Genomic DNA, 20,911 nt, shown 5'->3' on the forward strand with positions numbered 1-20,911 from the left:
CTTTTTCATTCAGAAATGGTTCACTTAAACACTCTCTTATCTTGGTGTAAGTTGCCAAAGCCTAGTGCTTATGGTTCACTTACGATATTAAATTGCGTATGGCGAAAATAAATAATGCTTAGTTACAGACACTCATTTCATGCGGGTAATCCTGCCGATGTACTTAAACACTTAGTACTGGCACAAGTGCTAAATTATCAAACAATTAAAGATAAACCGCTTGATTATATAGACACACATTCAGGTGCTGGCTTTTTTGAACTTGCAGCTGCCGATGCGCAAAAAACGCAAGAGTATCAAGATGGTATTGAAAAACTTTGGCATCATAAAAGTGAGCATGCTGAGCTTAATGAATACATTGAATTAATTAAGTCATTTAACGACACTGACGAACTTGCGTTTTATCCAGGTTCACCAAAAATTGCAGAGCACTACTTACGCCGCCAAGATAAGGGTTGGTTTTTTGAACTGCACCCGCGCGATTTATTATTACTTGAAGAAAACATGCAAGGTAAGCGATCTATTCGTGTACGTGGAGAGGATGGTTTTGCAGGTTTAGTTGGTTTGTTACCACCAGCATCTCGCAGAGCGTGTGTGTTAATTGATCCTCCATACGAAATTAAAGATGACTACGAAACGGTTGTAAAAACCTTAGTTAAAGCTCATCAGCGTTTTGCTACAGGTACTTACATGATTTGGTATCCGGTTGTAGATAGAGAGCGCATTGATAATATGGAGCAGGGCTTAATTGATTCAGGAATGCGCAACATTCAGTTATTTGAATTAGGCACTGAAGCCGATACTGACGTACACGGTATGACAGCATCGGGCATGATTGTAATTAATCCTCCATGGAAGCTAAAGCAAACAATAGATGCAATAATGCCTGAACTTGTTAGTTTGTTAAGTGAGCCAAGTGGTTTTTACAGAAGTGAACAACTCGTTGATGAGTAACTTTAAATAGCGCTTATAACGAATAATAAAATGCCCAGCTTTGCTGGGCATTTTATTTAAAATCAATACGAATGTGTTAGGTAATATATATAAGGGAGCTAAATATTAATTAAAATAAACCGCACTAAAAGTAGCAAGCGTATTACCGCGACTGTTTTTAAGTTTTAGTGATTCACCTGTTATTTCCCACTTTGAAGTTTTGCTAAGTACGTCAGACATAGCCGCTTCTTGGCTCATATTATCCGAGCACATCTTTTTTGTACTTGCTAGCTGACTAAGTGTAATTGTTTGCTGCTCGGTGCTATAGCTTCCGCTAAAATTATTACAGCCTAAAAAGCCATTAACGCGGTGGTCTTTATTGAACTGAATGAATGGTTCTTTAGTTGTAACATTCACAGTTTGAGCATTTATTGTTATTGCTTTCCAGTAAGTATTTGTGAGTGTTACATCGGGTTTTTGAGTCGACACTTTTGAAAGCTCAATTTTATAGGGGGTAGTTAACTGTGATTCTGCAAACGGGTCATGATTTGTTGTACTTGTGTAAAGCACTTTGTCTTTATTTATAATTCTGGCGCTTAGGCTATAGCGATGTTTATCGCTAATTTTGCTGGCATCATAAATTAGCTCAACGGTAAATGGCGGGGCTTGGGTTACATCAATCACTTCTTGTGTGATTATATCGGCTTTTACATCCATTTTAGATACATTGGAAAGCGTAACTATTAATTGCGAGCCAGGGCGAAGCATACTGCGATCTTTGTAGCTAGCTTGGATAGTTAGGCTGGTTATTGCTTCTGCAATTTCTGTGTTTTCAGTCGATTTAGTTTGCTCACCGCAGCCAGTTACTGCAAAAGCGCTAAGCGCCAATAAGCCAATCCCTGCAACTGCCTTTTTACGCGAAGATACTGCTTGATGCTTTTCCATGTTGGTTATCCTTACTCAATATTATGTCCTTAGTGTATTACCTAGTTACTTAATCATTCCTTAACTTATTTTAAACATAAAAAAAGGCGCATTAGCGCCTTTAATAATTAAAAACAAACGATTATTTTTTAACAAACTTAGTTAAAATAACAATGCGCTGGCCGTCAACTCGCCCTTCAATATGTTCAGGGTTGCTGGTTAGGCCAATATTACGAACAGCTGTTCCACGTTTAGCGGTAAGGCTACTGCCTTTAACGTCTAAGTCTTTAATTAGGGTAACAGTATCGCCTGCTTGAAGTACTACACCGTTACTATCTACATGCTTTAAATCGTCATCTTCGGCAAGTGCTTTTTTAGCCCAGGTTAGCGTGTCTTCTTCAAGGTAAATCATGTCTAGCGCATCTTGTGCCCAGCCATTATCAGGCGCTAAACGCGAAAGCATTCTGTAAGCTACAACTTGTACTGCAGGAGTTTGGCTCCACATGCTATCGTTTAAACAGTGCCAATGTGTAGGCATTATTTCGCTGTTATTCTCGATTTGATTTTTACATGTTTGACACGTGTAAATACATTTATCTGAGTGGGTTTCAGTTACCGGTGGTACTTCATAAACAGATAAGTTCTCGGTGGCTGCACACAATTCACATTGATTATTACTACGTTCGATTAAGGCTTTTTCAATACTCATGGGGCTCTTTCTGATTCTGGTCGAGTTAACATTTGCTGCTATTATACTCCAAAACACGAGCTCTGCGCCATTAGTCCCTTAATTTTGTGTGGGTATATTACTCATACACTTATCTTTAATACTTTTTATATAGCCTTGAGTGCTTTTTTGATTATTCCGGGGGGAATGCCTGGTTTGGCTGAATCGTTTGTATAAAATGGATAATGGTTGCCAGATGCACCCACATTATATTTTAAGGGCGTGGTGTTAGGCTTTGCTAAAGTTGAAAATATAAATAGCAAAAGACAAACTTTTAATATCTGAAAAAAGTTGGTCAAAGCTCCACCTTTTATATTAAAGTTATTATATGAGTATTGTGTAGTTTTAGCTGTTTTGTAATGGTTACTATGTTTATCTTATGCGAGTTGCATTAAAGTACACGTATTATTGGCTGTTTTGCCATCTCTTATTTATAGGTTTAGAGCCAAGTGAAATTAAATAACATACCTGATGAGGTACAAAAAATAACTCAGTTTGTCGCCCGGCAACCTATTTTTGATATAGATCAGAATGTTTTCTCATACGAACTACTCTATCGAGATTCAGCCAATAATGCGTTTCCTGTGGGCACTTCTGATGTGCATGCGACAAGCCGCCTGTTTTTTAATGCATTAATGTTGGTAGGTTTAGATAGACTTACCGCGCATCATTTAGCTTTTATAAACTTGTCATCAGAAACTATTCTCGATAACTTTCCCAAACTTTTATTGCCAGAAAATAGTGTTATTGAAATAGTAGAGCGCACGGGTAATATTCCTGCGGTTGCTGAGCGTGTGCAAGAACTTAAAAAAGAAGGGTATGTTTTTGCACTTGATGATTACGATGGCGATCCAAAATGGGAGCCACTATTAGCACATGTTGATTACATAAAAATTGAGATAGATGATCCGGTTATTAAAACCAATATGCGCATTAAAAAAATAAAACGCGCAAATCCACATGCAAAAATAATTGTTGAACGAATAGAGACGCATGAACAATTTAATATATTAAAATTGGCAGGCTGTGATTTATTTCAGGGGTTCTTTTTTTCTCGCCCAGAAATGATTACGTATAAAGGTGTAGAGCCTTCAAAGTTAACTGTTTTTGATCTATTGCGTTTTACAGCAAAACAAACACTTTGCTTTAAAGAAGTTCATCAACGAGTGGCCAGAGATGTAGCCATAACAGCCAGGGTTTTAAAGCTAGCTAACGCGCGTTCAGGCAAAGCAAATTTAGTTATTACTTCTATTTCACAAGCGGTTATTTATTTAGGTGAAGATACAATAAGGCAATTTGTTCGTGTATTAGCAATTAGTGAGTTGGGGGTCGAAAAACCAACTGAGTTAACTAAGCTTGCTTTAACTCGGGCACAATTTATGTCGCTTATTTTAGAGCAAAATAATAAAGAACTGACTGAGCAAGGCTATCTAGTGGGTTTGTTTTCTGTGCTTGATGCCATTTTAGATGGCGATTTAAAAGACATAGTTAAAGAGTTTACTTTAGATGCTGCAATATCTGATGCGTTACTACTTGAAAAAGGCACTTTAGGTGAGTGTTTATCGCTAATAAAAGAGTTTGAAGTAGATAATATTGATAAGGCGATGGTTCAACTAGCTAAAATAAATCCCGAACAACATGTTGGGCATATATTTAATTTTTTACTGGATGCTGTTTTATACAGTGACGACATTATTGAGGCAATAGCAGAATAAATATGCGTAATTGGTTGTCGGTTATAAGTGTAGTGGTTGCTCTTTGTTTATTGTTTCCTGGTATTACAAAACCAGTATTAACAATAGAGGGCAACATAGATAAATCAAAACTAGCGCAAGCGGGTATTGAAATGCTGGCTGAAGAGGGCGATGGTCGAACTCGCAGTATGCTAATGATGTTCTCGAACATGCTAGGGCTTGATAAGTTAGAAGGTGAGATTAGCGCCTATAACAAAACACAAAGTATTTTAGGTACAGTTAAAGAGCTTGCTAGCAATAATAATTTATTTGTAGCCGCTTTAGTGGGGTTGTTTTCTATTGTTATTCCAAGCTTAAAGCTATTATTACAGTTGCTTTATTGTTGCCTACCTTTGAATGGGTTTAAGCAAAAGCTCGGTCTGGTTATTTGTGCATTAAGTAAGTGGAGCATGGTTGATGTATTTGTTATTGCATTAATAGTGACTTACTTAGCAGGTAACGCCCATGGTAAAAGTGGCGAGCTACTTGTTATGAATGCACAATTTGGTGAAGGGTTTTGGTATTTTAGCGCATATTGTATATTTGCAATTATCGCGAGTAACTTAATTAAAACACCTGCTAAACCGCAGTCTACATAATTAAAGTATTTGTGGTTGCCGTTAGGTTACCTTACAATCATTTTAAAGTTTATTAAAAGGCATAATGTTGCAACGTTTTTACTCTAGTTTACTCATGATAACTTTACTGCTCACTTTTGTGGGTCAGGCAGTTGCGTCTGTCGCTATGGTATGCGAAATGCCACATATGCCAACTAAGACAGCAACGCATGCCCAAATGCCAATGACACAAAGTAGTGATGCAACAGCTGTCGTTAGCATGTCTGAAAATATGATGCAGATGGATTGTTGCGACGACGAAAGTACGCCACAAAATGACTGTAAATGCCCTATGAGTGGCTGCGCTGCTAACTCAATGCTTAATGTTGATACTTTATTTAGCGTTACTTTACTTGAATCTGAAAAAGTAAATGTACGTGTATTTACTACACAAATTAATATACCTCGTTCACTCTACCGCCCTCCTATGTCTGCTTAATAGCAGGATAGGTGTATGTAAAAATTGCGGTAACCCCGTTTATTGGTAACTCCTAAACACCTTTTTTGCTTCCTAATTTAAGATTTTCTTTTATTTTTTAGATGGAGCCGGTGATGAACCACGCTGTAAGTATTAAAGTCGTATTATGTAGTGTTGTGTTATTTAGCACAGCTGTTAATGCGCAAAACAATCAAAATAACCTAAATACCGAAACACTAAAGCAAACTAGTAATGAGCAAACGCTTAGCTTAACGCAAGCGCTTAATTATGCGCTAACGCATGAGCCATGGCTAAAAGCGAGTGGCTACCAAGAAGATGCAGCAATAGCGCAAAGCATTGCCGCTGGCACCTTACCCGATCCTGTTTTAACGGTTGGCTTACTCAACTTACCTACTAACGGTTATGCGTTTGATCAAGAAGGGATGACGCAGCTTAAAGTTGATTTGAGCCAAAAGTTTAGCCGAGGGAATAGTTTAGCGCTTAGACAAAAAGCATTAGCACAGTCTGCTCAACAATACCCTTGGCAGCGCGCCGATCGCTTAGCACAAGTAAAAGCAATTGTGATTGAGTCGTGGTTAAACGCGTATCGTGCTCAGCGAAGTATTGCTTTAATTGAGCTAGATAAAGGGCTATTTACTCAACTTATTGACATTACCGAAGCAAGCTACGCAAGCACCTTAGGTAAAACACGTCAGCAAGATATTATTCGTGCGCAATTAGAACTCACCCGTCTTGAAGATAAGCTAGTTATGCTTGAGCAGCAATTTGAAAGTGCTAAAAACCGTTTAGCACAGTGGTTACCTATGAATATGCTTATGCAGCCTTTAAATACTGAGTTTACTAAAACCGCAGGGCTGGTTGATTTTGCGAGCCTTGAATTTGATGAGCTAATACAGTTGCTTATGACGCATCCCGCAATTATTGCGATAGATAAAACCGTAACGGCAAAGCAAACCGAAGTTGCACTCGCTAAGCAAAGCTACAAACCTCAGATGGGCGTTAATGTGGGTTATGGTTACCGAGATGATACCCCGATGGGTGAGTCGCGAGCTGATTTACTCTCTGTAGGGTTTAGTATTGATTTGCCATTGTTTACTGATAACAGACAAGATCAACAGGTTAAATCGGCTATTGCGAGTGCAGAAGCTACTAAAACACAAAAGCTGGTGGCGCTTCAAAAACTCAAAGGCATGTACTTTAAGGAGTTTAGCCAACTCGCTCGTTTGCAAAAACGCGATGCGCTTTATCAAAATACGTTATTACCGCAAATGTCAGAGCAATCTCAGGCAACACTTAATGCTTATACACGCGACGACGGGGATTTTTCTGACGTGATGCGCGCGCGCATTAGTGAACTTAACGCCAAAATTGATGCACTGAATATTCAAGTAGATCAACATATTATTACCGCCCGCCTTAATTATTATGCAAGTAGCTTAGACCCCCAAGTAATGAGCGAGCAAACTGGAGAATTACACAATGAATACTAATTTAAAGTTACTTGTTGCCGCCTTAGTTGGCGCAGGCGCCTTTGGGTTAATAGGCGGCTTAGTAATGCAATTTTTACCTAGCAACTCGGCAATGAATGAACAACAAAACACTGACAAACAGCCCTTATATTGGGTAGCCCCTATGGATAGTAATTACAGGCGTGACACGCCAGGGCTTTCTCCAATGGGAATGGATTTAGTCCCTGTGTATGAAAACGCTAGCAACGCTCAGGATGGACCTGGCGCTGTAACTATTTCGCCTGCAGTCGTTAATAACTTTGGCGTAAGAACCGCCAAAGTAGAGCTTAAAACACTTCACAGCGATATAAATACTGTGGGTTATGTGCAATATAACCAAGACCAACTTATTCACATTCATCCGCGTGTAGAAGGCTGGATTGAAAGTTTATATGTTAAAGCACAAGGCGCAGAAGTTAAAGCCGGTGAGCCTTTATATACATTGTATTCACCACAATTGGTGAACGCACAGGAAGAGCTTTTATTGGCGGTTAATCGTAATAATACCGTGTTAATTCGCGCTGCAAAGGCGCGTTTAGAGTCGTTAAATGTGTCTGATGGATTTATCGAGCGCTTACAAAAAAATAAAAAGATAATGCAAAATATTACTTTTTACGCAAAGCAAAGTGGTGTGGTAGATGAGCTAACAGTACGAGAAGGCTTTTACGTTAAACCAGGCACATCAATGATGAGTATTGCCCAGCTTGATGAAATTTGGGTAGAGGCGGAAGTGTTCGAGCGCCAATCAGAACAAGTGAGTGTTGGGTTGCCCGTTACAATGACGCTTGATTACTTAAAAGGTCAAAAGTGGGAAGGTAAGGTTGATTACATTTACCCCGCGCTTGATGCTAAAAACCGGACTCTGCGTGTAAGGCTTAGGTTTGAAAATGCAGATCATCGGTTAAAACCAAATATGTTTGCACAAGTGAGCATTCACGCTAAAGCGAGTAAGGCGCAATTTACAGTCCCTAAAGAAGCGGTAATCCGCACGCAGCATCAAAACCGCGTGGTTATTGCATTAGGTGAGGGTCGTTTTAAATCAATAGAAGTTGAAGTTGGGCAAATTAATAGTAATGAAGCGGTCATTTTGTCAGGTGTAATGACAGGTGACACGGTAGTGACTTCAGCGCAATTTTTAATAGACTCTGAATCGAGTAAAAGCTCCGACTTTAAACGAATGGAAATGCCTAGTTCTAGTATTAGCTCAGGTATGAGTTCGGATTCTGGTTCAGACTCAAATATGAACATGGATATGCAGCCACAAAACGCCACGGTTAACGGCACTATTAATGCCATAGATATACAAAATCGCATTATTAATATTAGCCGAGAAGCCATTGAAAAATGGAATCGAGAACCCGCCACAATGGACTTTGTATTAGCGCCAGATATTGATGTTACTAAGTTTGAAAATGCCCAGTATATTAATTTTACTTTTAGCATTATTAACGATGAATTTGTAATTACTAAAGCGCAAAACGCAGAGCCGATTGATCATTCTACTATGCAACATAGTTCTCACTAGGAGCCATTATGATAACTGCCATTATTCGCTGGTCTGTTAGCAATCGCTTTTTTGTGTTGTTGCTTACATTAATTTTACTGGGTGGAGGGTTGTTTGCTGTAAAAAATACTCCAGTGGATGCCTTGCCTGACTTATCTGATGTTCAGGTCATTATAAAAACCACTTACCCGGGGCAAGCGCCGCAAGTAGTGCAAGACCAAGTTACATTTCCGCTCACCACAGCAATGCTTTCTGTGCCGGGTGCACAAACTGTAAGGGGTTTTTCGTTTTTTGGAGACTCGTACGTTTACGTTATTTTTGATGAAAAAACTGATTTGTATTGGGCGCGTAGCCGAGTACAAGAATACCTAAGCCAAGTAGCGAGTAGATTACCCGATAGCGCTACGCCAGAGCTTGGCCCTGATGCAACAGGCGTAGGTTGGATTTACTTATACGCACTAATTGATAAAACAAATAAACACGATATTAGTCAGTTACGAAGCTTACAAGATTGGTTTTTAAAGTTTGAGCTACAAACTGTGCCCGGTGTATCTGAAGTGGCTGCTGTTGGTGGCATGGTTAAGCAATACCAAGTCAATGTAGAGCCCGATAAATTACGCGCATATGGTATTCCGCTTAGCCTCATTCAAACCGCTATTCAACAAGGCAACCAAGAGATGGGTGCCTCAGTAGTTGAAATGGCTGAAGCAGAATACATGGTAACAAGCACAGGCTACATTAAGAGTGTTGCCGACTTGGAAGCTATTCCGCTTGGTGTAAACGCCAACGGTACTGCGCTGCAATTGCGTGATGTAGCCGATATTAGAGTCGGACCGCAAATGCGCCGTGGTATTGCAGAACTGAATGGTGAAGGCGAGGTAACCGGCGGCATTGTTATTATGCGCTATGGCGAAAATGCACAAAAAACCATTGAGCTTGTAAAAGCAAAATTAGAATCGCTTAAAAAGGGATTGCCAGAGGGCGTTGAAATAGTCCCTGTGTACGATCGCTCCAACTTAATAAATAACGCGGTAGATAATTTAACAAGTAAGCTAATTGAAGAGCTTATTGTAGTTGCCTTAGTGTGTGTAGTGTTTTTGTTTCATGTGCGCTCATCGCTGGTGGCGATTATTACATTACCGCTTGGAATTTTAACGGCATTTATAATTATGTATTGGCAGGGGATTAACGCCAATATTATGTCTTTAGGAGGAATTGCAATAGCGATAGGCGCAATGACTGACGGTGCTATCGTCATGATTGAAAATATGCATAAACATATGGAAAAAACCCCTCTTACCAACGAAAACCGCTGGGAAGTTGTGGCTAAATCGGCGAGTGAAGTAGGACCTGCATTATTTTTTAGTTTATTAATTATTACCGTCAGCTTTATGCCGGTATTTATTTTAGAAGCGCAAGAAGGACGTATGTTTGCGCCACTGGCTTACACTAAAACTTATGCTATGGCTGCGTCTGCAGGGCTTGCGATTACCTTAGTGCCGGTATTGATGGGTTACTTTATTAGAGGTAAAGTTATTTCGGAGCAAAAAAATCCAGTTAACCGATTACTCGTCGCAGCGTATCGTCCACTACTTAACTGGGTGCTTAAATTTCCAAAAATGACATTGGTACTCGCGGTGGTTGTTTCTGTTATTGGCTTTTACCCGGTAAATAAAATAGGCAGTGAATTTATTCCGCCACTCGATGAGGGCGATTTAATGTATATGCCCACAACGTATCCTGGTTTATCGGTAGGTAAAGCGCGCGAAATACTACAGCAAACCGACAAGTTAATTGCCACAGTACCCGAGGTTAAAACAGTATTTGGTAAAGTTGGGCGAGCAGAAACTGCAACAGATCCTGCGCCGCTTACAATGATAGAGACGTTTATTCAGTTAAAACCAAAAGACGAGTGGCGCGAGGGTATGACGCTTGAAAAACTTAAAAAAGAACTCGACGGTTTGGTTAAGTTTCCGGGGCTAACTAATGCGTGGGTGATGCCAATTAAAACACGTATTGATATGCTCGCAACCGGTATTAAAACTCCCGTGGGCATTAAAGTTGCGGGACCAAAGTTGAGTGAAATTCAAAAAATTGGTCAACAAATAGAAGTGCTTTTAAAAGATGTGCAAGGCACTGCATCGGTTTATTCAGAGCGAGTAGCCGGTGGACGTTATATAAAAGTAGATATAAATCGTGAAAAAGCCGCGCGTTATAGCTTAAACATTAGCGACGTACAGCAAGTTGTATCTACTGCAATAGGTGGTACAAACGTAACACAAACGGTAGAAGGGCAAGAGCGTTACCCTGTTAATTTACGTTATCCGCAAGCATACAGAGACTCGCCAGAAGAGTTAATGTTGTTACCTATTGTAACGCCTACAGGGCAGCGTATAGCACTTGGTGATGTAGCCGATGTATTTATTGAAGATGGACCGCCTGGTATAAAAAGCGAAAATGCACGTTTAAACGGTTGGAGTTTTATTGATATAGATGGCGTTGATATTGGTACTTACGTTGAGCACGCTCAGCAAGTGCTCGATAAAGACCTAATACTACCTGCTGGCTACTCAATTACGTGGGCTGGGCAGTATGAATACATGCAGCGCGCTAAAGACAAACTGACTTATGTATTACCTCTTACATTAGCGATTATTATTGTATTGCTTTACCTTAATTTTAGAAGCTTTGCTGAGGTCACTATTATTATGGCTACGTTGCCACTGGCAATGATTGGTGGCGTATGGCTGATGTATTTAGAGGGCTTTAACTTTTCAGTTGCAGTAGGTGTAGGCTTTATTGCCTTAGCCGGTGTTGCGGTAGAAATAGGGGTCATTATGTTGGTGTATTTAAACCAAGCCTATCAAGAAAAATGCCTCGAAGCAGAGCAAGCCGGAAAACCGCTTAGCTTAGTGCAATTACAGCAAGCCATTATTGAAGGTGCAGGGCTTCGAGTACGCCCGGTTATGATGACTGTCGCGACAATTATTATCGGTTTATTACCTGTACTTTATGGTACAGGCACCGGAAGCGAAGTAATGAGCCGAATAGCAGCGCCTATGGTTGGCGGTATGGGCAGTGCAATTGTACTCACCTTACTTGTTATTCCTGCTGTTTACTTGCTGTGGCGCAAACAAGGACTTAAATAATATAAAACAACAAGACGATAGAGCAATGCTGTTACTACCCGCGCATTGCTCTATAAAAATTACCTATAATTTGTAAGTTGTTCTATTAAATAGCGAGTTATTACTCATATTTAAATTAACCAACTGTTTTTAAATAGCTTTTTAATTGGCACGCTTTACGCAGTGTATTACCTATACAGTCAACTAAGTAAGGAATGCACATGCAAGTTAAAACAATTAAAGAGGTATACGATTGGACCGTTTTGTTTCATACGCAAATGGCGGCTAATTTCTATAGCGTAAAGGATTTACTCGATGAACATAATGCAATGCTGGTGGACTACTACCTAAATTACGAAAAAAAACTCGCCGAAGATTTAGTCGGGTTTAAAGCGATAACTGAAATAAATACTCTCGATACATACAGTTATGAATATTTTGCTAAAAATCCTGAGCTAATTACTTTTGAAGACATTAGTAAAGATCAGCAATTCGATGAAGAAGTCATTCAAGGCTATTTAGCACAGCAACATCAAAAAGTGATTGAGTTATATGAATACTTACTTGAACGCGCCGAAACCGAAAGTGGGCAAGAAAAGCTTCAACAAATACTAGAGCTTGAAAAGCAAGGTATAAAGCAAATGATGCAAAGCACTAATCGTCATATGGATATGTAGCTTTATAAAAGAGCGGGATTACTGAGTTTATCTCGCTCTTATTAGCTTTAAGGTGATTATTTAAAATAAGCCGATGCAAGCATCAGCTATTTTATGTCTGCTTTAAATAACCCGCAGAGCATTTTGATGGACTAAAATGGTATGCGTGTCAGTTGTATGGCACGCATAAATAGAGGTTAAACTTCTTCTGTATCTACAATTAAATCACTTGTAATTGATTCTAACGCTTCAATAACTTCGTCTTTATCCATACCATTTGGCAAAGTAACGGTAGCTACGGCACTGAAAATGGGCACACCCCAATTAGGCGCACTCTGCTGTCTTGAATTTAAGTGAGTAATATTAGCGCCTTTATGGCGTATTACACTTGCCAATTCTTGAACAATACCAGGACGGTCGTTACCTGTTATGACTAGATTAATTTGCTCTAGTGTTGATGGTTCAATCTCTGTGTTTCCGGTTTCAATACGAACGTCTAACTTAGGTAACTTATTTAAAGCACTTTGTAATGATTGAAAATGCTCCTCAGCAACTTCAAGTTGAATAATACCTGCAAAATGACCTAATAAATGGCTTAAGTTACTGCTTAGCCAGTTGCCATGATTCTGTAATACGACTGATGAGATGCTCTCTACTAAACCAGGGCGATCTTTCCCTAAAATAGTTATAACCAACTGCTTCATAAATAATTCTCTTTTTAAGCCCAAAGAAAGTAAATGCATAGGCATTAAGTATGTTGTCTAATTTAAATTGTGTGTTGTTGCACTTTTTTATAAATCTTTGATTATAAATTAAAAAAATGAATATAGTTGTGTTGACTATACGCAGTATTAATAGTCATTATTATTTACTAAGTACTCTTTTAGTATTGACCTCGATAAATACTTTGTCCAATTATTTTATAATTTAGTTCACTTATAAATCACCTATTTGAAGCTAATTTAGACTTTTCCCTCGTTAGTTTTATTTAAAGCTGTTTTAGAGTGCTTATTATTACTGCTGTAACATTACTGTCATCTTGATGAAATATAATTTATGCAACGTTAAGATTTAAGGGTGTTTTGATGACTTCAAATCCGAATAAGCCGACTTTTAATACGGATCGAAGCCGTCTATTTAAAGATCGGTTTGCCAAGTTTGGCATAACCGCAGGTGGGATAATGGTATTGGTAGCACTGCTATTAATATTCTTTTACCTTCTTTATGTAGTACAGCCAATTTTTGAATCAGCAAAAGTAGAAAAACGCGATAGCTTTCATGTTGCTAATTCACAGCAAATAGCAGGCTTAGGTGTAGAAGAGCAAACTGAAGTTGCTTATTTACTAAGTCAGCAAGGTCAGGTTGATTTTTACAGTGTTGAGTCAGGTAGTTTTGGTAAAAAACTCAAAACACTTAATGCAGATTTACCAAGTGATGCAACAAGCTTTGCAACAAGCGCGCCTTTTCAAGGGCATTATGCGTTTGGTTTAGAAGATGGCACCGTAATGGTTGTTGCACCTAAATTTTTAGTTACCTTTCCAAACAACGAGCGTAAATTAACACCTCGCTTAGGTTTTCCTCTAGGGGAAATGGCTTTAGAAGTAGATGAACAAGGTGCAGCTATTAAACGCTTTGCATTTAGTCACTATGAAGACAAAACAGCGGTTGTAGCTCTTACAGAAGATAAGCGTGTATTATTTAGTAGCTTTATTGCTGAAGAGAATATGTTTACCGGTGAAGTAGAATGGGTTGTTGAGCGTACAGAACTTGATGTTAATGGACGTGTAGACGAGTTATTAATGTCGCCAGATACAACACGTACTTTTGTACGTTCTGCTAATCAAGTGTATGTATACGATACGCGTGACCCAAGTGATGTAGAGCAAATTCAGTTGCTTTCGGCTAACGAAGAAAATGCAAATATTGTATCTGCACAACTGCTAGCGGGCGCAAATTCACTCATGCTTGCTAATGATAACGGTGAGGTTTCGCAGTGGTTTGAAGTAAACACTGACACAGGCCGTGAATATCAAAAGATTCGCTCATTTGAAACAACTAAGCAAAGTAAATTAAATGTATTTACTGAGTTTTACCGTCGTACTTTTTTTACTACCGGCAATAATGGTGAGCTAGGCGTGTACTACACAACCAGCGAAGCAAAACTTTGGCAGGGGAAAGTAAGTGAAGGCGCAATAGAAAACTTTGCAATTGCACCACGTTCAAATGCTGCGTTAATTTTAGCGGATAATAAGCTAACAGTATTAGACATTCATAACGAGCACCCAGAAGTTACTTGGTCAGCACTTTGGCAAGAAGTGTGGTACGAAGGTTACCCAGAGCCAGGTTATATTTGGCAGTCAACATCAGCCAGTGACGACTTTGAATCTAAGTTTTCACTTGTGCCAATTTCGTTCGGTACATTAAAAGCAGCACTTTATGCGATGTTGTTTGCTGTACCAATCGCGCTTTCGGCGGCTATTTACACGGCATACTTTATGTCGAGCAAATTACGTAAAGTGGTTAAGCCTACCGTTGAAATAATGGAAGCATTACCAACCGTTATTTTAGGTTTTTTAGCGGGTCTTTGGTTAGCCCCATTAATAGAAGAGCACTTACCTGCCATTGTTGGGTTACTCATATTATTACCTTTAGGTATGTTAGCGACAGGTTTAGCCTGGACTAAATTACCAACAAAAATACGCCATAGAATTCCTGATGGTTCGCATTCAATCATCCTTATTCCGGTCGTTTTACTTATTGGTTGGTTTTCGTTTGCTATGAGCGAATTTGTTGAACTTTGGATGTTTGACGGCAATGTACGTCAGTATTTAACAAATGAGCTAGGTATGACATTCGATCAACGTAACTCGCTTGTTGTAGGTATTGCGATGGGTTTTGCGGTTATTCCTACTATATTCTCAATTGCAGAAGACGCGGTATTTAGTGTTCCAAAGCATTTATCAAATGGCTCATTAGCATTAGGTGCGACGCAGTGGCAAACACTAATACGTGTTGTATTACTAACAGCAAGTCCAGGTATTTTCTCTGCGGTAATGATGGGACTTGGCCGAGCAGTTGGTGAAACCATGATTGTACTTATGGCAACCGGTAATACACCGATTATGGATTGGAGCATTTTCCAAGGTATGCGTACGCTTGCAGCAAATATTGCAGTTGAAATGCCAGAGTCAGAAGTAGGTAGTTCGCACTATAGAATATTATTCTTAGCAGCCTTTGTATTATTCATATTCACATTCATTTTTAACACAGTCGCTGAGTTTGTTCGCCAGCAACTGCGTGAAAAATACAGCTCAATGTAAGCGGAGAGACATGACATGGTAAAGCAGTGGTTTAAGTCTGGTTCTCCTTGGATTTGGATGACCGGTGGTGCAGTGAGCATCAGTTTGATTTCAGTTTTAGGCTTATTAGCAATGATAGCCTGGAAAGGGTTAAGCTTTTTCTGGCCTTCAGAAGTTGTACAGTTTGAACTTGAAGGGTCGATTGCAAAGCAAACCGTTATTGGCGAAGTTTACGATCGTGAATTAGTACCAAAAACGCGTTTAGCCGCGACAGGTATTGATGTTAGCGGGTTTGAAAAAGAAGAAATAGAGCGCTTACTTATTAAAACAGGTAACCGCGAATATGTAGATTTAGATTTTCGTTGGATATTAGAAACCGACATAACAAATAAAACAGCACCAGCGGCGCTTGCAGTATTTGAGCGTAGTAAAAACGGTAACTTTTATGGTTATGTGCAAAACGTTATTAAAGACGGTCAACCGGTTAATGGCGACAAAATAGAAGCACTACATGAGCTTGTTGAGCGTGCGGTTGATTTAAATGACGAAGCACTTGATTTGCAAAATGGTGACATTGGGCATATTAACTACGCACTTGAACGCTTACGTTTAAAAGAAAAAGGCTACTTACTTGATAACGCTCTCACTGATGAGCGTGTTGCTGAGCTTGCTCAAGCACGTGCTGAATTACGTGCAGAGTATGGTGTACTTGAAAAAGATTTATTTGCACTACGCAAACAAGCTAAACGTGACCACGTCACTGTAAAAGATATGCGCGGTGAAGTTGTTACAATTCCTATGTATCAAGTACTTGATGTTTGGTTTCCAAACGATATGGGCTTTTTTGCAAAGCTAGGCCACTACTTTGTGCAACTAGGTAAGTTTGTATCCGATGATCCACGTGAAGCAAATACAGAAGGCGGTGTTTTCCCTGCTATATTTGGTACTGTATTTATGGTTATGCTGATGGCTGTAATTGTGACGCCGTTTGGCGTTGTTGCTGCAATTTACTTACACGAGTACGCCGCAAAAAATGCAATCACTAAAATGATTCGTATCGCAGTGATTAACTTGGCTGGTGTTCCTTCAATTGTATACGGTGTATTTGGCCTCGGCTTTTTTGTATACATGTTAGGTGGTAGCTTAGACCAATTATTTTATCCAGAATCGTCGCCAACGCCAGTATTTGGTACGCCAGGTGTAATGTGGTCGGCATTAACGCTCGCTATACTAACGCTGCCAGTTGTTATTGTATCGACTGAAGAAGGTTTATCTCGTATTCCAAGTACCGTACGTGATGGTTCGCTAGCGCTTGGCGCAACAAAAGTTGAAACGTTATGGCGCATAATTATTCCAATGGCAAGCCCTGCAATTATGACAGGTTTAATACTGGCAGTTGCGCGTGCTGCAGGTGAAGTTGCACCGTTAATGCTAGTAGGCGTTGTAAAAATGGCTCCTACATTACCACTTGATGGCAACTTCCCGTATTTTCACTTAGATAGAAAGTTCATGCACTTAGGCTTTCATATATACGATGTTGGCTTCCAAAGCCCTAATGTTGAAGCGGCACGCCCGCTGGTATACGCAACGGCCTTTTTATTGGTGTCGGTGATTATTACCCTAAACATAACGGCCATTGGTATACGTAACCATTTACGTGAAAAGTACAGATCGCTTGAACACTAATTAGTAAAGATTTTATAGGTAACAAAAATGATTACAGTCGCTCCAAAAGTAAACCAAGCTAATATAGGCCAGAAGTTAGACCTAGAAAATTTAACGGATGACCAAAAAGCGCTAGAGATTAAAGATCTCGATCTTTACTACGGTGATAAGCAAGCGCTTAATAAAGTAAATATGAACATTCCAAAAGGCCAAGTAACTGCGTTTATAGGACCATCGGGCTGTGGTAAATCAACTCTATTACGTTGTATTAATCGCATGAACGATTTGGTTGATATTTGTCGTATTGAAGGTGAAATATTACTTCACGGTCAAAATATTTACGATAAGAGCGTAGATGTAGCAGCACTTCGTCGTAATGTAGGTATGGTGTTTCAGCGTCCTAACCCATTTCCTAAATCAATTTATGAAAATGTGGTTTATGGCCTACGCTTACAAGGCATTAAAGAGAAGCGTAAGTTAGACGAAGTGGTAGAGCAATCACTTCGTGGTGCTGCTTTATGGGATGAAGTAAAAGATAGATTACACGATAGCGCGTTTGGCTTGTCGGGTGGTCAGCAACAGCGTTTAGTTATTGCTCGTTCAATTGCAATTGAGCCAGAAGTTCTTTTATTAGATGAACCTACATCAGCACTTGACCCTATTTCTACTTTAGTAATCGAAGAGCTAATAAACGATTTAAAAAACCAATTTACCGTTGTTATTGTTACACATAACATGCAACAAGCAGCACGTGTATCTGATCAAACAGCCTTTATGTATATGGGCGAATTGATTGAGTACTCAGACACAAATACCTTATTTACTACACCAACGAAGAAAAAGACCGAAGATTATATTACCGGTCGTTACGGTTAATTAGCCCGTTGTAGCGTGTTGTGCAAGATTAAGAGAGAAGGTAACTATGGAACATAATATTAATAAACATATTTCTGGGCGTTTTAACCAAGAACTAGAAAATGTACGTAATCATGTATTAAGTATGGGTGGCTTAGTTGAGCAGCAGTTAAATAGTGCGCTTGATGCGGTGAGTCGTAACGATGCAGAGCTTGCTCAAAAGGTACGTCAGAACGATTATAAAGTGAATGCAATGGAAGTAAGCATTGATGAAGAGTGTACGCGTATTATTGCTCGTCGTCAGCCTGCAGCAAGTGACCTGCGTTTAGTGATTGCAATTGCTAAAACAATTGCTGATTTAGAGCGTATTGGCGATGAAGCTGAGCGAATTGCTAAAGTTGCACTAGACTCATTTACCAAAGATCAGCAAGATTTATTAGTAAATATTGAAAACATGGGCCGCCAGGTTTTAAAAATGCTACACGACGTACTAGATGCATTTGCGCGTATGGATGTGCAACGTGCATTTCAAGTACATAAAGAAGATGCAAAAGTTGACCGCGAATATGAAGCCATCACACGTCAAATAATGACTTACATGATGGAAGATCCACGCTCAATACCTAAAATCATGGACTTAGTCTGGTCTGTTCGCTCATTAGAGCGTATTGGTGATCGCTGTCAGAACATTGCTGAATACATTATTTATTTTGTTAATGGCAAAGATATTCGCCATACATCTCAAGAAGATATAGAAAAATCACTATGATTTTTTACCCATCATGCTTTTCTATTAAAGCGGCTTAGTGTCGCTTTGTGTATTGCAAGCTTTAGTGAAGTAATAAAAAGCGTTCACAATCTTGGTTAATACTGTAAAATTCATGCTGCAAAGCATATCAATTTGATTAAAGGGTCAGTTATGCCTACAAACGCGTTTTTAGGAGTATTTGCAAAATCTCCTATCAAACCAATGGAAGAACACATCAAGAAGGTTCATCAAGCAAGTAAAGCTTTGATACCTTTTTTTAATCACGTATTTAAAGAAGAGTGGGTACAAGCAGAAGAGCTTCGCATCACTATTCGCAATTTAGAACGTGAAGCTGATGATATGAAAAGAGATATACGTTTACAGTTACCGCGTGGTTTATTCATGCCGGTAGAGCGTACAGATCTTCTCGAACTAGTAACTCAACAAGATAAAATTGCCAATAAAGCAAAAGATATTGCAGGGCGAGTGATTGGTCGTGAAATGACCATTCCAAAAGTTATGCAAGCTGATTTCTTAGCTTACTTAACCCGTTGTGTAGATGCGACTAAACAAGCATCTAAAGCAATTAACGAATTAGAAGAATTGCTAGAAACGGGTTTTAAAGGTCGAGAAGTCACCTTAGTAGAAAAAATGTTAGTTGAATTGGATGCCATAGAACAAGACACGGACGAAATGCAGATAAAAGTACGCCGCCAGCTACGTGATGTAGAGGGTGAGTTAAATCCAATTGATGTTATGTTTTTGTACAAAATCATTGAATGGGTTGGCGAGCTTGCAGATATTGCAGAGCGCGTAGGATCACGTCTTGAGCTGATGTTAGCTCGTTAATTTAAAATCAGTTCAAACACGAAAGATTAAGGTTTTACAATGGATATCATTGCATCTTACGGCACGGTATTAATTTTAATTGCCGCAGCAGTCGGCTTTTTTATGGCTTATGGTATTGGCGCGAACGACGTAGCGAACGCCATGGGCACATCTGTAGGTTCAAAAGCGCTAACAATCAAACAAGCTATTTTTATAGCGATGATTTTTGAATTTGCAGGCGCTTACTTAGCAGGTGGTGAGGTTACATCAACAATTCGTAAAGGAATTATCGATGCCGCACCATTTGCAGACATTCCTGAACTTATGGTTCTGGGTATGATTTCGTCTTTATTTGCAGCGGGTGCTTGGTTATTAATGGCCTCGTTCTTGGGTTGGCCAGTATCAACGACTCACTCAATCATTGGTGCAATCATTGGTTTTGCGTTAGTTGCTGTTGGTACTGAGGCGATTCAATGGGATAAAGTAGGTGGTATTGTTGGTAGTTGGATTATAACGCCCGCCATATCAGGCTTTATTGCATACTTAATATTTATGAGTGCACAAAAACTTATTTTTAATACAGATGCACCACTAAAAAATGCTAAACGCTATGTACCACTTTATATGGGTTTAGCAGGTTTTATAATGGCCTTGGTTACAATTAAAAAAGGCTTAAAGCATGTTGGTGTTGATTTAGGTGCAGCCGAAGGGTACGCCTTAGCAATAGCTGTAGCAGTTGTCGTTGCTATAATTGGTAAAATTGCTATTTCTCGTTTAAATATCGATCCAAAAGCAGATAAACAAATGCAATTCAACAATGTTGAAAAAGTGTTTGCTGTTCTTATGGTATTAACAGCATGTTGTATGGCCTTTGCACATGGTTCTAACGATGTTGCTAATGCAATCGGTCCACTAGCTGCTGTTGTAAACATTGTTGAAAACAATGGTGAAATTGCTAAAAAAGCGGCTATTGCTTGGTGGATTCTACCTCTAGGTGGTTTTGGTATTGTTGCGGGTCTTGCTATTTTGGGCAAAAAAGTAATTAAAACGATTGGTGAAGGCATTACACATTTAACGCCTAGCCGTGGTTTTGCTGCTGAACTAGCCGCTGCTTCTACCGTTGTTATTGCATCAGGTACTGGTATGCCAATCTCTACTACTCAAACCTTAGTGGGTGCGGTATTAGGTGTAGGTATGGCACGTGGAATTGGTGCACTTAACATGGGTGTTATCAGAAACATTGTAGTTTCTTGGGTAATTACATTGCCAGTTGGCGCTGCCCTTGCTATTGTTATTTTCTACGTACTAAGAACCGCATTTGGGGTTTAACAAAAAAGTACTCAAAGA

17 protein-coding genes are annotated in these 20,911 nt (G+C 39.4%); 14 read left to right on the plus strand and 3 right to left on the minus strand.

Going from position 1 to position 20,911, the window contains the following annotated elements:
- The first annotated feature begins 114 nt into the window (after window positions 1-114).
- Window positions 115-954: a 23S rRNA (adenine(2030)-N(6))-methyltransferase RlmJ gene (locus tag I6F42_RS06770; protein WP_197151576.1), complete on the plus strand. Its 840-nt coding sequence runs from the start codon at window positions 115-117 to the stop codon at window positions 952-954.
- Between the two features lie 105 nt (window positions 955-1,059).
- Here the strand turns inward: I6F42_RS06770 and I6F42_RS06775 are convergent, their stop codons facing one another.
- Together I6F42_RS06775 and I6F42_RS06780 are read right to left on the minus strand one after the other, a co-directional pair.
- Window positions 1,060-1,878 carry an META domain-containing protein gene (locus I6F42_RS06775; protein WP_101164326.1) on the minus strand — a complete coding sequence of 273 codons (819 nt, stop codon included), beginning with the start codon at window positions 1,876-1,878 and terminating at the stop codon, window positions 1,060-1,062.
- 121 nt (window positions 1,879-1,999) lie between these two features.
- Window positions 2,000-2,566 (minus strand): alkylphosphonate utilization protein, encoded by a 567-nt coding sequence (locus I6F42_RS06780; RefSeq protein WP_197151578.1) that lies wholly within the window; start codon window positions 2,564-2,566, stop codon window positions 2,000-2,002.
- 467 nt (window positions 2,567-3,033) lie between these two features.
- Here I6F42_RS06780 and I6F42_RS06785 point away from each other — a divergent pair, with 467 nt between their 5' ends.
- The 7 genes from I6F42_RS06785 to I6F42_RS06815 all read left to right on the plus strand — a co-directional run bounded on the left by I6F42_RS06785 (window position 3,034) and on the right by I6F42_RS06815 (window position 12,190).
- The gene (locus I6F42_RS06785) at window positions 3,034-4,299 is read left to right on the plus strand and encodes an EAL and HDOD domain-containing protein (protein ID WP_182194439.1); all 1,266 of its coding nucleotides are present in this window, start codon (window positions 3,034-3,036) and stop codon (window positions 4,297-4,299) included.
- A gap of 2 nt (window positions 4,300-4,301) precedes the next feature.
- The gene (locus I6F42_RS06790; RefSeq protein WP_007586454.1) at window positions 4,302-4,916 is read left to right on the plus strand and encodes a paraquat-inducible protein A; all 615 of its coding nucleotides are present in this window, start codon (window positions 4,302-4,304) and stop codon (window positions 4,914-4,916) included.
- Window positions 4,917-5,010: 94 nt separating this feature from the next.
- A complete protein-coding gene (locus I6F42_RS06795; protein WP_225913250.1) occupies window positions 5,011-5,373 on the plus strand; it encodes a hypothetical protein in 363 nt (120 codons plus the stop codon).
- A 113-nt stretch (window positions 5,374-5,486) separates the two neighbouring features.
- Entirely contained in the window at window positions 5,487-6,863 is a 1,377-nt protein-coding gene (locus tag I6F42_RS06800; protein WP_007586456.1) for a TolC family protein, read from the plus strand.
- Window positions 6,853-8,406, plus strand: coding sequence for an efflux RND transporter periplasmic adaptor subunit (locus tag I6F42_RS06805; RefSeq protein WP_197151580.1), 1,554 nt, complete (start codon window positions 6,853-6,855; stop codon window positions 8,404-8,406). The genes I6F42_RS06800 and I6F42_RS06805 overlap by 11 nt, the downstream gene beginning before the upstream one ends.
- A gap of 8 nt (window positions 8,407-8,414) precedes the next feature.
- A complete protein-coding gene (locus I6F42_RS06810; protein ID WP_007586458.1) occupies window positions 8,415-11,534 on the plus strand; it encodes an efflux RND transporter permease subunit in 3,120 nt (1,039 codons plus the stop codon).
- Between the two features lie 200 nt (window positions 11,535-11,734).
- Complete coding sequence (locus I6F42_RS06815; RefSeq protein ID WP_007586459.1) at window positions 11,735-12,190, plus strand: hypothetical protein; 456 nt, start codon at window positions 11,735-11,737, stop codon at window positions 12,188-12,190.
- Between the two features lie 176 nt (window positions 12,191-12,366).
- Here I6F42_RS06815 and I6F42_RS06820 read toward each other — a convergent pair whose 3' ends face one another.
- Window positions 12,367-12,873 carry a glycine cleavage system protein R gene (locus I6F42_RS06820; RefSeq protein WP_007586460.1) on the minus strand — a complete coding sequence of 169 codons (507 nt, stop codon included), beginning with the start codon at window positions 12,871-12,873 and terminating at the stop codon, window positions 12,367-12,369.
- Window positions 12,874-13,254: 381 nt separating this feature from the next.
- Here I6F42_RS06820 and I6F42_RS06825 point away from each other — a divergent pair, with 381 nt between their 5' ends.
- The 6 genes from I6F42_RS06825 to I6F42_RS06850 all read left to right on the plus strand — a co-directional run bounded on the left by I6F42_RS06825 (window position 13,255) and on the right by I6F42_RS06850 (window position 20,893).
- Window positions 13,255-15,489, plus strand: coding sequence for an ABC transporter permease subunit (locus I6F42_RS06825; RefSeq protein WP_024592495.1), 2,235 nt, complete (start codon window positions 13,255-13,257; stop codon window positions 15,487-15,489).
- Window positions 15,490-15,504: 15 nt separating this feature from the next.
- A complete protein-coding gene (gene pstA / locus I6F42_RS06830) occupies window positions 15,505-17,154 on the plus strand; it encodes a phosphate ABC transporter permease PstA (protein WP_007586463.1) in 1,650 nt (549 codons plus the stop codon).
- 27 nt (window positions 17,155-17,181) lie between these two features.
- On the plus strand, window positions 17,182-18,009 hold the full coding sequence (gene pstB / locus I6F42_RS06835) for a phosphate ABC transporter ATP-binding protein PstB (protein ID WP_007586464.1): 828 nt from the start codon (window positions 17,182-17,184) through the stop codon (window positions 18,007-18,009).
- 46 nt (window positions 18,010-18,055) lie between these two features.
- Window positions 18,056-18,757 (plus strand): phosphate signaling complex protein PhoU, encoded by a 702-nt coding sequence (gene phoU / locus I6F42_RS06840; protein WP_007586465.1) that lies wholly within the window; start codon window positions 18,056-18,058, stop codon window positions 18,755-18,757.
- A gap of 150 nt (window positions 18,758-18,907) precedes the next feature.
- Window positions 18,908-19,585 carry a TIGR00153 family protein gene (locus tag I6F42_RS06845; RefSeq protein WP_002957838.1) on the plus strand — a complete coding sequence of 226 codons (678 nt, stop codon included), beginning with the start codon at window positions 18,908-18,910 and terminating at the stop codon, window positions 19,583-19,585.
- Between the two features lie 39 nt (window positions 19,586-19,624).
- Entirely contained in the window at window positions 19,625-20,893 is a 1,269-nt protein-coding gene (locus I6F42_RS06850) for an inorganic phosphate transporter (RefSeq protein WP_007586466.1), read from the plus strand.
- The last annotated feature ends 18 nt before the right edge of the window (window positions 20,894-20,911 follow it).

It is taken from the genome of Pseudoalteromonas sp. SWYJZ12, assembly GCF_015864395.1.
Taxonomy (GTDB): Bacteria; Pseudomonadota; Gammaproteobacteria; order Enterobacterales; family Alteromonadaceae; genus Pseudoalteromonas; species Pseudoalteromonas arctica.